Origin of the sequence: Bacteroides sp. D22, assembly GCF_000163675.1 — a bacterium.
In the GTDB taxonomy this organism is placed as follows: domain Bacteria; phylum Bacteroidota; class Bacteroidia; order Bacteroidales; family Bacteroidaceae; genus Bacteroides; species Bacteroides xylanisolvens.
Genome location: NZ_GG774799.1, coordinates 2750 through 17074 on the forward strand (window position 1 = coordinate 2750; position 14325 = coordinate 17074).

15 protein-coding genes are annotated in these 14325 nt (G+C 46.5%); 9 read left to right on the forward strand and 6 right to left on the reverse strand.

All coding sequences use genetic code 11. The features are described 5' to 3' along the window. Positions 1 to 130: 130 nt before the first annotated feature. Positions 131 to 1240, forward strand: coding sequence for a hypothetical protein (locus tag HMPREF0106_RS19080; RefSeq protein WP_032851062.1), 1110 nt, complete (start codon positions 131 to 133; stop codon positions 1238 to 1240). 87 nt (positions 1241 to 1327) lie between these two features. On the opposite strand, the gene HMPREF0106_RS19075 is transcribed toward HMPREF0106_RS19080, so the two are convergent. The 4 genes from HMPREF0106_RS19075 to HMPREF0106_RS19060 form a co-directional block, all read right to left on the reverse strand. Beyond that, entirely contained in the window at positions 1328 to 2920 is a 1593-nt protein-coding gene (locus HMPREF0106_RS19075; RefSeq protein ID WP_032851063.1) for a hypothetical protein, read from the reverse strand. A gap of 2 nt (positions 2921 to 2922) precedes the next feature. Further along, entirely contained in the window at positions 2923 to 3957 is a 1035-nt protein-coding gene (locus HMPREF0106_RS19070; protein ID WP_083787886.1) for an HlyD family secretion protein, read from the reverse strand. A 28-nt stretch (positions 3958 to 3985) separates the two neighbouring features. After that, positions 3986 to 5299: a TolC family protein gene (locus HMPREF0106_RS19065; protein ID WP_009039185.1), complete on the reverse strand. Its 1314-nt coding sequence runs from the start codon at positions 5297 to 5299 to the stop codon at positions 3986 to 3988. Between the two features lie 439 nt (positions 5300 to 5738). Continuing rightward, positions 5739 to 6050: a hypothetical protein gene (locus HMPREF0106_RS19060; protein ID WP_009039186.1), complete on the reverse strand. Its 312-nt coding sequence runs from the start codon at positions 6048 to 6050 to the stop codon at positions 5739 to 5741. A gap of 741 nt (positions 6051 to 6791) precedes the next feature. Between HMPREF0106_RS19060 and HMPREF0106_RS19055 the strand changes: the two genes are divergently transcribed. The 3 genes from HMPREF0106_RS19055 to HMPREF0106_RS19045 all read left to right on the forward strand — a co-directional run bounded on the left by HMPREF0106_RS19055 (position 6792) and on the right by HMPREF0106_RS19045 (position 8458). Next, complete coding sequence (locus HMPREF0106_RS19055) at positions 6792 to 7205, forward strand: single-stranded DNA-binding protein (protein ID WP_009039187.1); 414 nt, start codon at positions 6792 to 6794, stop codon at positions 7203 to 7205. Positions 7206 to 7441: 236 nt separating this feature from the next. After that, entirely contained in the window at positions 7442 to 8197 is a 756-nt protein-coding gene (locus tag HMPREF0106_RS19050) for a ParA family protein (RefSeq protein WP_009039188.1), read from the forward strand. Positions 8198 to 8203: 6 nt separating this feature from the next. Continuing rightward, on the forward strand, positions 8204 to 8458 hold the full coding sequence (locus HMPREF0106_RS19045) for a hypothetical protein (protein ID WP_009039189.1): 255 nt from the start codon (positions 8204 to 8206) through the stop codon (positions 8456 to 8458). Positions 8459 to 8523: 65 nt separating this feature from the next. On the opposite strand, the gene HMPREF0106_RS19040 is transcribed toward HMPREF0106_RS19045, so the two are convergent. Next, positions 8524 to 9843 (reverse strand): ATP-binding protein, encoded by a 1320-nt coding sequence (locus HMPREF0106_RS19040; RefSeq protein WP_009039190.1) that lies wholly within the window; start codon positions 9841 to 9843, stop codon positions 8524 to 8526. 478 nt (positions 9844 to 10321) lie between these two features. On the opposite strand from HMPREF0106_RS19040, the gene HMPREF0106_RS19035 reads away from it, so the two are divergent. From HMPREF0106_RS19035 to HMPREF0106_RS27705, 5 genes are all read left to right on the forward strand, one after another. Next, the gene (locus HMPREF0106_RS19035; RefSeq protein WP_009039191.1) at positions 10322 to 10573 is read left to right on the forward strand and encodes a hypothetical protein; all 252 of its coding nucleotides are present in this window, start codon (positions 10322 to 10324) and stop codon (positions 10571 to 10573) included. A gap of 55 nt (positions 10574 to 10628) precedes the next feature. Continuing rightward, positions 10629 to 12386: a ParB/RepB/Spo0J family partition protein gene (locus tag HMPREF0106_RS19030; protein WP_032851081.1), complete on the forward strand. Its 1758-nt coding sequence runs from the start codon at positions 10629 to 10631 to the stop codon at positions 12384 to 12386. Positions 12387 to 12907: 521 nt separating this feature from the next. Then, a complete protein-coding gene (locus HMPREF0106_RS19025; protein ID WP_009039193.1) occupies positions 12908 to 13408 on the forward strand; it encodes a DUF4313 domain-containing protein in 501 nt (166 codons plus the stop codon). A 10-nt stretch (positions 13409 to 13418) separates the two neighbouring features. After that, on the forward strand, positions 13419 to 13565 hold the full coding sequence (locus HMPREF0106_RS27700; RefSeq protein ID WP_009039194.1) for a hypothetical protein: 147 nt from the start codon (positions 13419 to 13421) through the stop codon (positions 13563 to 13565). A 48-nt stretch (positions 13566 to 13613) separates the two neighbouring features. Continuing rightward, positions 13614 to 13772 (forward strand): hypothetical protein, encoded by a 159-nt coding sequence (locus HMPREF0106_RS27705; protein ID WP_232286754.1) that lies wholly within the window; start codon positions 13614 to 13616, stop codon positions 13770 to 13772. 42 nt (positions 13773 to 13814) lie between these two features. Here the strand turns inward: HMPREF0106_RS27705 and HMPREF0106_RS26945 are convergent, their stop codons facing one another. Further along, positions 13815 to 13955: a hypothetical protein gene (locus tag HMPREF0106_RS26945; protein ID WP_157133787.1), complete on the reverse strand. Its 141-nt coding sequence runs from the start codon at positions 13953 to 13955 to the stop codon at positions 13815 to 13817. Positions 13956 to 14325 lie beyond the last annotated feature (370 nt).

A 14325-nucleotide genomic window follows, 5' to 3' on the forward strand; every position in this document is an offset into this window, starting at 1 on the left:
CGGAAATGTCCGATATGTGGTGAACCGATTGACACGCATAAGGCATGGAATGTAATGCCGACCGTACAAGACGGACGGAAATGCAATCTGTTGGTTCATGATGAATGTTTCAAATTATCCCGTAAAAACAATGGAAACAAGAAGTAGGATGAGCCGGTCTCTGCACACGAACAGAGACTTTGAAAAGCTTGAGCCGTATGAGGGGAAACCCTCACGTACGGTTCTGAGGGGGGAAGAGGGCAGTAATGCCCTTGACCTACCCGATAGGCCGGCTGATATGGAACAACGCAACGGCAGGGCGGTACGCAAGGGCAACACCGTGAAACTATGGGGCGGTAACGTGGTTGATGTCGTCATTTACGGCACGGAAAAGACGCTCGATGCCTACAAGTTCAACCTGCTGAAGAACAAGCAGATGTTCATCGACCAGATCAACAACGGCACAATCGCCGTGCGCCGTATCGACGAGGGCGGCATGGACGAGGAGAGCGGCATGAATTTCGCCGAGTTTGTGGCTATCCTTTCCGGCAATACCGACCTGCTCGAAAAGGCAAAGCTCGACAACAAGATTGCACTGTTGGAAAAGGAACAGGGTGTTTTCAAGAGGGAACGCGTTTACGCAGAACGCCAGATTGCGGACAAGCGGGAGGGCATAAAGAAATCGAAAACCACGGCGGCAAGTCTGGCAAAGGATTGGAAATACATCACCTCATACACTGGAGAAAAGGCAACCTTGTTGCTAAACCTGCCACAGGCCACTGCCGAAGAAATCGGGCGCGAACTGCACCGTATAGCCAAGTTCCACCGGATCGGAGCGTATAGCACTATAGGTACGTATGCAGGGCTGAATCTGCTGGTACGTAGCGAGTACAACATGGGAGGCTTCGACCGCAACACGTTCTTTGTCGAGGGCATAAGCGGACTGAAATACTGCTGTGGAGTGTCCGGTGCATTACCGCTTGGCTATGCGGACTCGGCACACTACCCGCAAGCCGCGCTCGACAAGCTGCCCGGCTTGATAGACAAGGAGCACAAGTTAGCCGCCAAACTTGAAAGCGAAATCCCCGTTCTGCAGGAAATAGCAAACCGACAGTGGAGCAAAGCCGACGAGTTGTCAAGGCTCAAACTGGAGTGCAAGGAGTTGCAGCGCAAGATTGACGAGGATTTGAAAGATGCCGAACATTCGCGCGCCGAAGAACCGCAAGCCTCCGAATACGAACCTGAACCAAAAGCTGCTTGATAACCATAATCATATTTAAACCGTTCCCCTTGCACGGGCGTGATGACTCGGGCAAGGGGATTTTTACGTTCCGGTCTGCCGACGGCTTCATTCTTTTTTATAGGCAAAGGATTCTGCAATCATTTTTCTGATCTTTTGCCAATTCGGTATCTGTTTAAGCTCTTTTCTTATAGGTGCGTCATAGAGCAAAAACAACAAGCACAGGAAAATGCAGGCATACGCCGTCCAGCCATAGATCTGCTTGACGCTTATTTCCATCATTTGCGACATGAAAGTTTCCATAGAATGTTGTATCGGGACAGACATCCTGCTTGAAACCACGTTGTCTATGGCAGCTCCGTAATGCGCTATGTTGTCAGGAATATAATAAGCCAATCCCCGTGTATAGATTGCCGCCCCGACTACGCCGCCCATGACCATGTGCAACATATTGAACACGGACAATGCTTGGAAGAAATGCTGGAAGCTCATAATCTCTTCCAGGCAAGTCATAAAAGTGGCACTAAGCACGGCATAAGCAAAGCTGCGACAAAATATCGGCAGATAGAGTTGGGATATATGGATGTCGGTAGAGATTAAGAGATAGCTTCCCGACAAATAGCATACGATCCCACCCAAGCCGACGATTATCAGCCGAAGATAGTTGAAATGCCTGATGTGCATCCACCAATAAGCGAATATGCATCCGGTCAAAACGCCGGCAAGCGCAGGCCAGTCCAGTTGTACGCTTGTCATTGCGCCATAATGCATTACTTCTTCCAGGTAGACTTCCTCCAATACGTGCTCGGCTGCGAAAAACATTTCGACTAAAGTAATCAAGATAAATACAGGCAGCAGATGGCGGTATGTCCACATCTTCGGTTCATAATACGGGTGGCGGATTGTAAACATACGCCAGACACAGAAGAAAAATGTGACGAATATGACGACACTTAACTGACGGATAACCGGACTGTTCCACCAATCGTACCAGTCACCGTAATTGAACAAATATGCAGTCTCCAGCAAAAGCATGGCCCAAAGTATCGCTCCCAACCAGTCTATGCCGAATAAAGGAAGTTTCTTGAACATGCGGAAATGACGTGTACATACGGTAAGGACCAGCAAATCGATCATCATTATACCACTAATGAACAGCTGCATGTAATCCCAATGGTAGTAATACATCAGGTAGGTCGCAAGCAAATCCGACAGCTGCATGCTCCCTAAAATGACAATATGCAACACCGGGAAAAAAACGGTAAAATCACGTGTGGGACTCATCCACAATTGGATATTGGACATACACTCAAAAGTTCCTTGAATTTTGCACATCCCTTCGATGAAACGAACGAGCCAAAGTAGGGGCAGAAACGTGATGTGCGGGGCAAGCAGGTTACAAAGCAGGACACCCGTGGCAGAGGCACACAGCAGCGTCTTGTTCGTGAAACGGAACTTCATACGGAACAACAAAGGAAAATATATGGCCATCCCTGCCAAGTTCGCGTAAAGACACATCAGAAGGTCTTCCCGCATGAGAGTCGTTTCTCCCATCATCTGGTTCAATGTCCCGAGGTAAAGTCCGCCGGAAAACTGGAAGGTAATAGCGAAAAACACGTAAATCCATGGTCGTATTCGTTCAGGGACAAATCCCCTGAACATGGGCATGGAGAATGGTATGGGGTGTGTACTTCCGCTCATTTTCAGTATCTCACTTTACATTCCACATTGAACCCGGTCCTCAAACGGTGCACCTCATCCGCTTCATTGCCCTGCAGACGGATACGGACGGGAATCCTTTGCTCCACCTTTACAAAATTGCCCGTGGCATTATCCTGCGGTATCAGGGAAAAAGCTGCTCCTGTAGCATCGGAAATGGACTCGACTACCCCCTTGTAGACCACGCCCGGGACGGCATCAGCCGTAAAGGTGACATCGGCGCCTTCCTTGATGTTGGGCAGTTGCGTCTCTCGGTAATTGGCGATGACCCAGAGGTCGCTGTTGTCCACAATATCAACCATAGTTTGACCCGGCTGTACCAATTGGGCCTCGTGGATGCCTTTATGTCCGGTCATTCCGTCACAGGTGGCAATGACAACCGTATATGACAGATTCAGCCGGGCCAGGTCCACGGTGGCCTGTGCCAGACGGATAGCCGCTTCATTCTGCCCCAACCGATGCGTCTGTTCGTCTTTTGTCAACGAGGTTGAATGTTTCATACGGAGGACCTGTTCATATCGGGCATTGATGGCATCATAGGTAGTCTTTACTTTATCATATTGTTGCCGGGTAACAGCATCCTTATCCAGCAGTTTCTTGTACCGTTGCAACTCGCGTTCCGCGTTGGCTCTCTGTACACGGACTTCCTCGATACCGGCATCGTTGACTGCTATGTTGTTTTGCGTGGTGGCTATCCCTGCATGGGTTATCTGTTGTCCGGCCTGTGCATTCGCCAAATCCGCTTCGGCTTGTGCCAAACGTAATTTGAACTCCGAATCTTCAATTACAAGCAGCGTATCGCCTTTATGCACCGGCTTGTATTCCTCGAAATAGATCTTTTTGATAAATCCCTGTACCCGTGTATTGACGGGAGTGATATGCTGTTTCACCTGGGCGTTGTCCGTATATTCCACGTTGCCCAAGTGGATGAAACGTGAGCAGACGTATGCCATACCGATTATCAGCAATGCTATGACAATCGTATTATAAATAAGTTTCTTTATTTTCCGTGTAATCATGACCATATTCTGTTTTTTAGTTTATAAATTATAATGTATGTGTACTGTATTTCATTTTATAATAGTTATATAGGATGTTGATGCGGGCATCTACCAACCCCAAGTCGGCACGGAGTTTCATATTGCTGGCATCCAGCATGTCGGTCAGCAACGCCATCTCGTTTTTATAGCGGTTGTTGGTGACATCGTAGTTCTCGTTCGCCAGTTTTACACTGTTCTCTTGCGTCCGCAAATCGGTAAAGGCCGTCAGGAAGTTCACATATCCTTCTTGTACGGTATTCTCTACTTGCTCCTGTGCCAATTGGTGGCGTTCCTCCGCCTGCCGCACATTCAAACGTGCCTGTTTTAACTTCTTGTTGTTCTTGAAAAGTGAGGAAAGATTGTATTTTACTCCTATTCCTATATGCCAATAATTGAAATTGTTATCCAACACGGGCACTTCTATGGTGATCGGGCCCTCCAGATGGTCGGCAGCGACAATGGAAATATGTGGGAGTCGTTCCGAACGTTCCTGTTTTACCTTTTGCTCGTTCATTTGGATAGCCGTCTGCGTTTGTCTCAATAACAGGTTATTGCCCTTTGCCATTTCCTGCCATTCTTCTTCCGTGAGAGTGATAACCTGCTGTTCCAACAAAGATGTGTCAGGCCTTATTTCTGTATTTTCCGGCAAATGTAAAATAGTTACCAGCTGATGGTTAGCGATTTTACGCGTGTCCTTAACCCTTGACAATTGCAGGTTCAGTTGCTCCTTTTGCAATTCATAGCGTGTAATGTCATTTTTGAGGACTGTGCCTTGTTCCCTGCGGGCTTGCATATTGGCTATGACTTCTTCGGTAAGTTCCATGTTTTTTTTCAGCACCCGGATGTGGTTGTCCAGCTTGTAAATGTTCAAGTAATGCCCTACAAGCAAGAAACGTATCTCCTGGACATTCTTCTGTAAGTCAAGTTCGGCCAGCAACTTTCCCAGTTCCGCTTGCTTGATTCCGCTGCCTATTGCTCCGCCTGCATAGATGACCTGTCGTGCTTCCAGTGCGAAGTTGTTACTGAAATGCGGCATATCCACCGTCATAGCATTCCCGAAATCCCTGTCCCATATCTTCCCATTACCTAAATAGCTTGCAGAAAGAGATATGTCCACATCCGGAAGCCTTTGTGCTTTGGCCGCCTTGAGAGCTTCATTCGCGGCTTCCGTTCCAGTCCGGTAAGTTTGAATACTTTTGCTTTGTTCGTCAGCAAGACGGAATAATTCCTCTATGCCCATCCATCGGGTCTGGGCACATAAACTCTGACTACATAGGGCTGCGATGTAAAACAGCCCTATGAGCCCTTTCTTTTTGCTCATAAACTAACTGATTATTTTATAGTTATCGAATGAATATAGTTTTTGGGGGAAGAAAAGCAAAGGTTATATTAAAGCCTCTACACCCCATGAATGAAAATTATGAATTTTATTCCTGTAACAAATTATATACATTTCCATGTTATACTTCCTATGTCGTATTTTGACGTGCAAAGTAAGGAAAAAAAGGAATAGGATGCGACTTTATATAGCCTGTATTTTTAAATATTTTAACTATTGAGTTATATGTGTCATATTAGAAATCTGCAATGTAACGGCAAGGCAGTAAACACTTTTGCAGCTTTTGTCATATTCTTCCCAAAGTATGATAAAACCTTAGATCTGTGAAGTATATCCGTATCCGTGTATAGGATCATTTCATGGAAAAGCCCCTGTAAACTTTCGATGGCTTGCAGGGGCTTCTACGCATTAGGACAGGGCATCATCGCTTGTCGGCAATTCCATATTCCGGCCAATGACTAGAATCTACACGAGGCTTGACCAAACTCTTCAAGTATACAGTCAAATTGCGAATCTCTGCCAGTTTGCGGTTAGCGGTAGGGACAATTCCATTCAATTCAGCACGCCGACGGTCCACTTCCGCATTCAGTTTCTCACCTTCGAGGATAGCGGCTTCCAGTTTTGACAAGTCATTCGCGCTTACTCCGTAGTTTTTCACCGTTTCCAAATGTTCTCTCAATCCTTTGGTCAAGGCCCGTGCCTTGTCCAAATACATTTCGTTCGTTTTTGACATATTCTTTTGTTAATTGATTAGCAAGGTAATGAGTCCGTCCCTTGCATGACTGGGGCTTTTGCCGTTTCAAAGATAATAAAAAAACAACAAAACTGTTACTGCCATTTTATAGTATATCTAAATGCAAATAGTTGAAAATCAGTAGAAAACAAAATGTTAATTATTTAAAAAATATTCTATTCTTTATTCGCCTTGTCACCCATGTCTTAACTATCGGCTTCCACTTGTCGATCATCTTATTCATACAATAGTAAGGTCTTCATGAGTCGCTTCGCCATCGGGAATAACCAATATGTTTACGGCATCCACCGCTGGGCGACAAGCGGCTTTGAAAACGGTACGAGTCTCCCTTGCAAGACCCTCTTGACAGCCTGCATTTGCCTTTTATATCATTCTTTACATTTATAGCAATTCTGCACTTCCTTTTCTATCTTCTCCCTCTTATCGCTTATCTGGCTTATTCCTGCCCTCGCCGGTTGGCTTTCCAGACGCAAATTTGGACTGTCGCGCTTGATTCCGTCGCTTTGAAGTGCATTTCCTGTAAAATTCTTCCTTTCCGCGAAAGAGTAATTTTCCGGAAAAAGCGTCGGAAATAGCTTGTTCGGCAGTCCCCTAAAGCATCTGTAAATCCCAAGCGGTTCAGGCAGAAAAAGAACCGAACAAAGGGGAACAAAAAAATAAAAACAATTTAATTTTAGGTAATGGTAAGACTAACCACCTTGCCGCAAAGCATTTTAAGTTATGTTATACGTTCACACCATCGGCAGAATCGGAAAAGATTGCCAAGTTATCACAGGAGCACACGGCTCATTCATCGCTTTTGATATTGCGGTAGACGATTATTCTCACGGAAACAGCGTTACCACATGGGTAAGGGTACGGAGTAAGAAAGAAAACCACATACGTCTGGCCGAGTACCTGACCAAGGGAAGACTGTTACTCATCGAAGGAACGCTCTCGGCTTCACTATGGAAGGATAAGAGCGAAAACTACCAGATCCAGCTCTCCATTACGGCGGACGCGTTGGAGTTCGTTAATGCCGGAAAACGGGAAGGCGCATCTTCTGAAGCGGGCGGCCCGACGGATGCTGCAGACGAGGTTCCGACACCTCCGGCTGATGCACCGCAGGACGACAAGGACGACCTGCCTTTCTGACAAAGTGCATACATCGCTGATAGCAAGCCGATACTAAATGTAGTATTTACTAATTGTAGTAAAATAGTAGATACCACGTTACGAAAGATAGTAAGTACTGCATTTAGCCGGTTAGTATTAGTAAAGTAGTAAATACTATAACACTAAAATACTTTTTGTAGTAAAATAGTAGATACTAATTGTAGTAAATACTAAAAAAAGTATTACTTTTGTACCAGATATAAAGATATATAGTTATGGCAAAAATTATAGCGGTTCTGAACCACAAGGGAGGGGTCGGCAAGACGACTACCACCATTAACCTCGCTTCCGCCTTACAGCAGAAGAAAAAACGTGTACTGGCTATCGACATGGACGGTCAGGCAAACCTTACAGAATCCTGCGGTCTCTCCATTGAAGAGGAACGGACGGTGTACGGGGCTATGAGAGGCGAATATCCATTGCCGATTGTTGAGCTCGGGAACGGTCTTGCCGTCGTTCCGTCCTGCCTTGACCTGTCGGCGGCAGAATCCGAGCTTATCAACGAGCCGGGACGAGAGCTGATACTGAAAGGGCTGATTGCAAAGCTGCTTGACAGCCGGAAATTCGACTACATCCTGATTGACTGCCCACCCTCGTTGGGCCTGCTGACGCTCAACGCCCTTACCGCGGCGGACTATCTGATTATCCCGGTACAGGCACAGTTCCTCGCCATGCGCGGAATGGCAAAAATTACGAACGTGATCGAGATTGTCAGGGAACGCCTGAACCCGAACTTGAATATCGGTGGCATTGTCATTACCCAGTTTGACAAACGCAAGACGCTCAACAAGAGCGTGGCCGAACTTATCAACGATTCTTTCTGCGACAAAGTGTTCAAGACGATTATCCGGGACAACGTGACGCTGGCCGAAGCTCCTATAAAAGGAAAGAATATCTTCGAGTATAACAAGAACTGTAACGGTGCCAAAGACTACATGGCCTTAGCGCAAGAAGTGTTGAAATTAAAATAAGACGATATGAGCAAGAGCGATTCATTGAAAGACGGCATGAAAAGCGGGTTGGACGGGCTGCTGTCATCCACAAGGAAATCCCCGTCAAAAAAGGAGCCTGTGCCGGTCAAAACGGAAAAAGAACCGGCGGTACATTGCAATTTCGTCATCAACAAGAGCATTCACACGCGCATGAGGCTTCTTTCTATTGAAAAGGGGATGTCCCTGAAAGATATTGTGAACGAAGCCATGACGGAGTATCTGGAAAAAAACGGGAAGTAACCTCACTTCCCGTTTTTATGCCCGTAACGTGCCGACGGAGATATTACGACAATGTAATTAATATACTACATATCGGCCATTGACAGTCCTTTGTATGAAAGCGAATAGCCTTTGAATTCTCCCGTTGCGCGCAGGAAAACGGCAGCTTTTGCTTCCAGTATTTCCATGGAGACGTTTTCGGCTTTACGCTTGACTTCGAAAAATGTCGCCGTGTCGTCCAGCTCGTTTTCGGCCACGATGTCGATTTCATTTTCCCCCTTGCGATCCCACCAGCCACCGATGCGCGTATAGGCTTGTTGTTCTATCAGCACGCGCCTGAACCAGCGTTCAAGCATCAGTCCGCTGAAGGTTTCATAATCCCGGTCTATAATTGTCTTAACGCTCCCGTAATTCTCTATTTCCAGCATATAGCTGTACTTGTAGATGAAGCGAAACCAGAATGTGAAGAAATTATCCTCTATTATATAGCGCACATTCTTCGCGGAACTTCTCTCAAACAGCGGTTGTTTCTTCGATATGATTTCGTATTCTTTCTCCAACTTGGTAAGGTAACCGCCGATTTCCTTGCCTACCACGTTCTCGATTTCCGAACGGGAGGTTTTTCCCCGTGCGATGGCTGATAGTATGGAGAAATAGGTTCCGTAATCCTTGCCGAACTCTTCTATAAGAATCGCTTTACCTTCTCCCAGAAAGATAGAGTCGGCCTTGATAATTTGATTGAGCATGGCCGATTTGGTCGTTGCCCCAGCATCCACGAGTAATTGCACGTACTTCGCCACGCCTCCCGTGAAGGCGTACAAGGCCAGCAGGTCTTCCGCCGTGTAGTCCGGGTTGTATTCCGAGAGGATCTCCTTCAAGACGGTCGGGGTAAACGGGCGTACGGTCATAAAGCGCGACTGTCGGTTATACAACGGCTCTTTCTTGTCCTTGAATATCTTTGTCATCATGGAGTATATCGAACCGCAGACAATTAGGTTGATGCGCGACTCCGGACTGTATAGGTCCCAGATACGCTGCATATCGCTGAATACCGATTTGTTCACACGGAAAAATTCCTGAAACTCGTCGATAAAGAGCGTGATGGGACGCCCTGCCGAGAGTTTCATCAGATACTCGAACACATCGGTGAAGCGTTCCGCTCGCCCCATGGTCGGGACACCTAACTTGCTCTCTATTTCAAGCCGGTAATCCTCGCACAAATCGCTCTCGGCTTTCCGGGCGACAAAGAAGTAGAGAATCGGCTCGTCCTCGTATGCCTTCCATACGAGCGAGGTCTTACCGATACGGCGACGTCCCGTTACCACCGTGAACTGGGCGTTGGCTTGGGCCATCCGGCGAATCTCGCGCAAGGAGGCAATCTCTTCTGTCCTGTCAAAAAATCTCATATCATTATCTTTTTTATTGTGCGTTCCGAAACAGCGGTTTCCGAAACAGCGGTTTCGATACTGCAAAAATAATGCAATTTTTCGGTAAAACAGGTATTGACACGGATATATTCCGCAAAATGACTCAATGAACTTCGCCTGGTATGCCCCGCCCCTTTTCTATTCCTCTTCCGTTTCCGGCCGTTTATACCCCAGTGAGGGTATTCTTTTTTATCTATTCCCATTACTTCCTATCCGTCTCATTCCTGCCATCACCGGTTGGTTTTCCAGACGCAAATTTGGACTGCCGCGCTTGATTCCGCCGCTTTGAAGTGCATTTCCTGTAAAATTCTTCCTTTCTTCGAAAGAGTAATTTTCCGGAAAAAGCGTCGGAAATAGCTTGTTCGGCAGTCCCCTAAAGCATCTGTAAATCCCAAGCGGTTCAGGCAGAAAAAGAACCGAACAAAGGGAAAATAAAAAAAACAAAATATAAAAGACAATGGAGAAAATCAAATTGGTAGTGTACAACGAATACGCATTGGGCTATATCATGCCCGAACTCCCTGACAAAGTATGCACGTTGGCAGACAGGGTAACGCTCGGTGCACCGTTTCGGACAATGAACGAACCCTATTTCATCGGGAAAAGAGATACCGTCAGACTGGCGAGTAAAAAGGACTTTGATACCTTTCGGGTAGCATTCGACGGGTACGATAATCCGCAGGAGTACGAGTTTGACCCGACCCGCTGAACCTCACAAAGAACCCCAAATAAATTAAATATAAACCTATTAAAATTTTATGATTATGGAAACAACAGCAATTCAATCAACAGAGAAGAACATCACGTTGGTAGCATTGGTAAACGTGCAACCGAGTAACTACAACCCACGCAAGAACTTTGACGAGGCGAGCCTTGCGGAACTCTCCGAGAGCATCCGTCAGCAGGGTGTGTTACAGCCTATCGGGGTGCGTCCCGTGGAAGACAAGCACTTTGAGATTGTTTTCGGCGAACGCCGATACCGTGCCTCCCTCATGGCAGGATTAGAAGAAATTCCGGCTATTGTCATGGAAATTTCGGACGAGACAGCCGAAGAAATGGCGGTGACGGAAAACTTGCAGCGCAAGGACGTTACCCCGATAGAGGAAGCCAACGCCTACCAAAGGCTCTTGGACAGCGGTCGCCACGATGTACAATCCTTGGCGGTGCAGTTCGGCAAAAATGAAAACTATATCTACACACGCCTTAAATTCGTGTCATTGATACCCGAAATCGCACAACTTCTGGAGCAGGACGAAATCACAATCAGCGTAGCGACCGAAATCTGCCGTTATGGGGAAGACATTCAGCATGAGGTGTACGACAAACATCTGAAAGACGGCATACCGTATAACAGTTGGCGAGGTATGAAAGCCTCTGATGTCGCACGGAACATCGAACGCCAGTATACCACCGACCTCGACCGATACGCATTCGACAAGACCCTCTGCTTGTCATGTCCCCACAACACCAACAACATGATGTTGTTCTGCGAGGGCGGTTGCGGAAACTGCGCCAACCGTACCTGCCTTGCAGAGATGAACGCATCGTACCTCACGGAGAAAGCCGTGCGCCTCATGGAAGAACGCCCCGAAATATCCCTTTGCCACGATATTTGCGGTTACAACGCAACCGTAGTCGAACGCCTTACTGCTATGGGCTACGAGGTGGAAAGTCTTAAAGGTTACGCAAAGGCATACCCCGAAGTTCCTATAGCACCCGAAAAGGACGAATACGACACAGTCGAGGAATACGAGCAGGCACAAAGCGAGTACGAGCAGGAGTTGAACGATTACACGGAGGAATGCGAGGAAATCCGCACCCGAAGCGAAGCAGGCGAAATCACTCTCTACTTCCGTATCGAGGACAAAGACATCGTGCGTTGTTATGTCCCGAACATCACCTATGTCGCAAACACCACGGAACGGGAGCAACCGCTTTCACCGGTGGAGAAGTTGGAAAAGCAGGACAAACGCAACAAGGAAATTGCCCTTGAAAAGACCATAGAGGACACCAAGAAGCAGATTTTAGAGGTCGATATGTCCGAACGCAAATTCGGGCAGGACGAGGATAAGATGGTTTATTTCTTCCTGTTGTCATTCCTGCGCAGGGAAAATTTCGAGGCGGTAGGCATCAAGGAAAAAGAACCCTACCACAATCTCAATGACGAGGAAAAGATGAACATCATCGCCAACCTCACGGGCAAGCAGAAATCCATTATCCGCAGGGACTTTCTGATAGCCAACTTTAAAAACGCATCGGGCGGTAATGCCACTGCAACCCTCTTGCTTGACTTTGCAGGAAAGCACATGCCCGAACAGTTGGCTGACATCAAGAACGGACACAATGAAGTTTATGAGAAACGCCACCAACGCATCGAGGAAAAGAAAGCCGTGTTACTCGTGCAGGAACAGGCAAGGCAGGGAGCGGAACAATCCGAAGAACAACAATCCGAATTGAAAATACAACCCGAAGAACAGCCACAGCCCGAAGTGGAGCTTCAGACGGAAGAAGTCGCCGCATGACATCAAACAATAGGACAAGGGATGGATTTTTCCGTCCTTTGTTTTTCTACACAGTCCTTCGCTTTGTAGGACGGGCATAGCCGATACCGGCCGCCACTTCCTTTATACCTTGCCACACGGAAATAAAATCTCGTGTGGAAGATACCCCTTTTCTATCTCCATGAATACTTCCTTTCTACCATTTCATACCCACTGTTATATCCGGAATAATTCCGATAACGTCCGGCTACCCGTCCGGGACTGGCTTTTTCCGCTGCAAAGGTATTGTCTTGGAAGCACACCCAAGTACTGCTGACGCTATTTGAACACAATTTCCTAGCAGCTTTCCCGATTTCCAATCGTTCATATTTCGCTTACGCTCAATACTGCAACTGTAAAATTCTGCCCAAATTCCTTGTTTGTTATTTCCTTTAAGGCAATCTTTGATGCACGTAAAAATCAAATCCCGACGGAAGAAGCCTGAAGGCTTCCGAAAATTAGGGAAAATAAAAAATATGTCCAACTACTAAATATTAAGGAAAATGGAAATTCAATTCGCTATCGTTCGCTTGGAAAACAGAGAGTATTTGTGTTACAAAGCAGGTGAGGCGTATGTAGATGTCAGCAATCCCATGATTGTCTTTACCGCAGGTGATGATGTCTTTGAAATCGTCAATCCCGACAGTTCATTTACGCGGAAAGAGTATAAGTTCAATGGAGAGCGGTACTACCTCGTGCCACGATTTTACGGAAACGGTTGGCTGGCACTCACATTGGCAAGCGTGGAAGATGAACAGGAGTTTATCGTGTTATCGGTCAATTTGGAAGAAATGGACGCATTCGGTTTGCCCGACCGTACATTTATTGACGTCAAGCACTATCCGGAAGCAATGGAGTTCTTGGAGACAAACGGGCTGGCTACCGATTCCGGCTACAAGCGCAGGAGAGGCTTCGTGGAATACCCGATGGCTATGCTTAATTTACCGCTTCTTTACCAGCATAACCCGCAGGACTTCCAAAAAGCAAACATCGGATTCTTCTAATAGGCAGCACATGGATAAAGAAGAAAAAGTGGATATGCTGACCGAAGTGGTTGCAGAAAAAGCGGAAACGCACGATGGGCCTTGTTCCGTCGTCTTCCTTTTCGCTGATGAAGTGCAAATGTTGGAAACGTGGAACGGGAGCATTCCTATGAATTAAGGTATATTCGGGAAGACCGTTGAAAACCGCTTTGCATAAAGTCGTCAAATGCTATTATACGGAGGAGGAAAAACATTGGTTGGAATCGGTCGCCACCGAATGCGAGGAACTGTCGGACGATGTGGAGCGACACCACGACCGACACTTTATCCCAACCACGTGTATCATTCGCTCCGTGTCTTGAAAGCATTGACCACCGATGATTGACGGGTAGATACCGCCCCGATGAAATCCAGTCGGGGCGGTATCTCACGTTGCCCCGAAGCTGGCACGATGTTCCTTTTCTATTTTTACCTTGTCCACTTGCAGTTTTAATGCAGCCCGTTTGCCAGAGTCGGGCAACAGACTGTCCGAACTTTTATAGCTGCCTCCCGAATACCCCACCGTCACCCGTTCCCATTTTAAACAGGCTCTCTATCATATGATTTTCCGATATCGGAAAATTACCTCGTTTGACCTCCTCGAAAGCCTATCGGGGCAATTGGTAAAGGTCAGCGATCTTCACCTCTTAAACGAGGCCTTTAGTGCTCGTTTTTTGTTTCAAAGGATTTAAATAGCCTCGCCATTGATCTTCATTTTATCAATGGCGGGCACTTTTTAATATATAGTCTCTATCCAAAACTTATTTTATGACATCATATATGTTTTTACAATATTCCTGTATTATATAGTCTTTTCTTAAAGATTGAGCTAAGACAAAACAAGCTTCCAAATTCTTATATCAAACTAACGTTAAATATAGAATCTTTTAGTCCACATA

Excerpts from the sequence above, each read along its gene's own strand:
- HMPREF0106_RS19080 (WP_032851062.1), top strand. The coding sequence starts at position 131 with ATGGAAACAAGAAGTAGGATGAGCCGGTCTCTGCACACGAACAGAGAC.
- HMPREF0106_RS19075 (WP_032851063.1), bottom strand. The coding sequence starts at position 2,920 with ATGAGCGGAAGTACACACCCCATACCATTCTCCATGCCCATGTTCAGG.
- HMPREF0106_RS19070 (WP_083787886.1), bottom strand. The coding sequence starts at position 3,957 with ATGATTACACGGAAAATAAAGAAACTTATTTATAATACGATTGTCATA.
- HMPREF0106_RS19065 (WP_009039185.1), bottom strand. The coding sequence starts at position 5,299 with ATGAGCAAAAAGAAAGGGCTCATAGGGCTGTTTTACATCGCAGCCCTA.
- HMPREF0106_RS19060 (WP_009039186.1), bottom strand. The coding sequence starts at position 6,050 with ATGTCAAAAACGAACGAAATGTATTTGGACAAGGCACGGGCCTTGACC.
- HMPREF0106_RS19055 (WP_009039187.1), top strand. The coding sequence starts at position 6,792 with ATGTTATACGTTCACACCATCGGCAGAATCGGAAAAGATTGCCAAGTT.
- HMPREF0106_RS19050 (WP_009039188.1), top strand. The coding sequence starts at position 7,442 with ATGGCAAAAATTATAGCGGTTCTGAACCACAAGGGAGGGGTCGGCAAG.
- HMPREF0106_RS19045 (WP_009039189.1), top strand. The coding sequence starts at position 8,204 with ATGAGCAAGAGCGATTCATTGAAAGACGGCATGAAAAGCGGGTTGGAC.
- HMPREF0106_RS19040 (WP_009039190.1), bottom strand. The coding sequence starts at position 9,843 with ATGAGATTTTTTGACAGGACAGAAGAGATTGCCTCCTTGCGCGAGATT.
- HMPREF0106_RS19035 (WP_009039191.1), top strand. The coding sequence starts at position 10,322 with ATGGAGAAAATCAAATTGGTAGTGTACAACGAATACGCATTGGGCTAT.
- HMPREF0106_RS19030 (WP_032851081.1), top strand. The coding sequence starts at position 10,629 with ATGGAAACAACAGCAATTCAATCAACAGAGAAGAACATCACGTTGGTA.
- HMPREF0106_RS19025 (WP_009039193.1), top strand. The coding sequence starts at position 12,908 with ATGGAAATTCAATTCGCTATCGTTCGCTTGGAAAACAGAGAGTATTTG.
- HMPREF0106_RS27700 (WP_009039194.1), top strand. The coding sequence starts at position 13,419 with ATGGATAAAGAAGAAAAAGTGGATATGCTGACCGAAGTGGTTGCAGAA.
- HMPREF0106_RS27705 (WP_232286754.1), top strand. The coding sequence starts at position 13,614 with ATGCTATTATACGGAGGAGGAAAAACATTGGTTGGAATCGGTCGCCAC.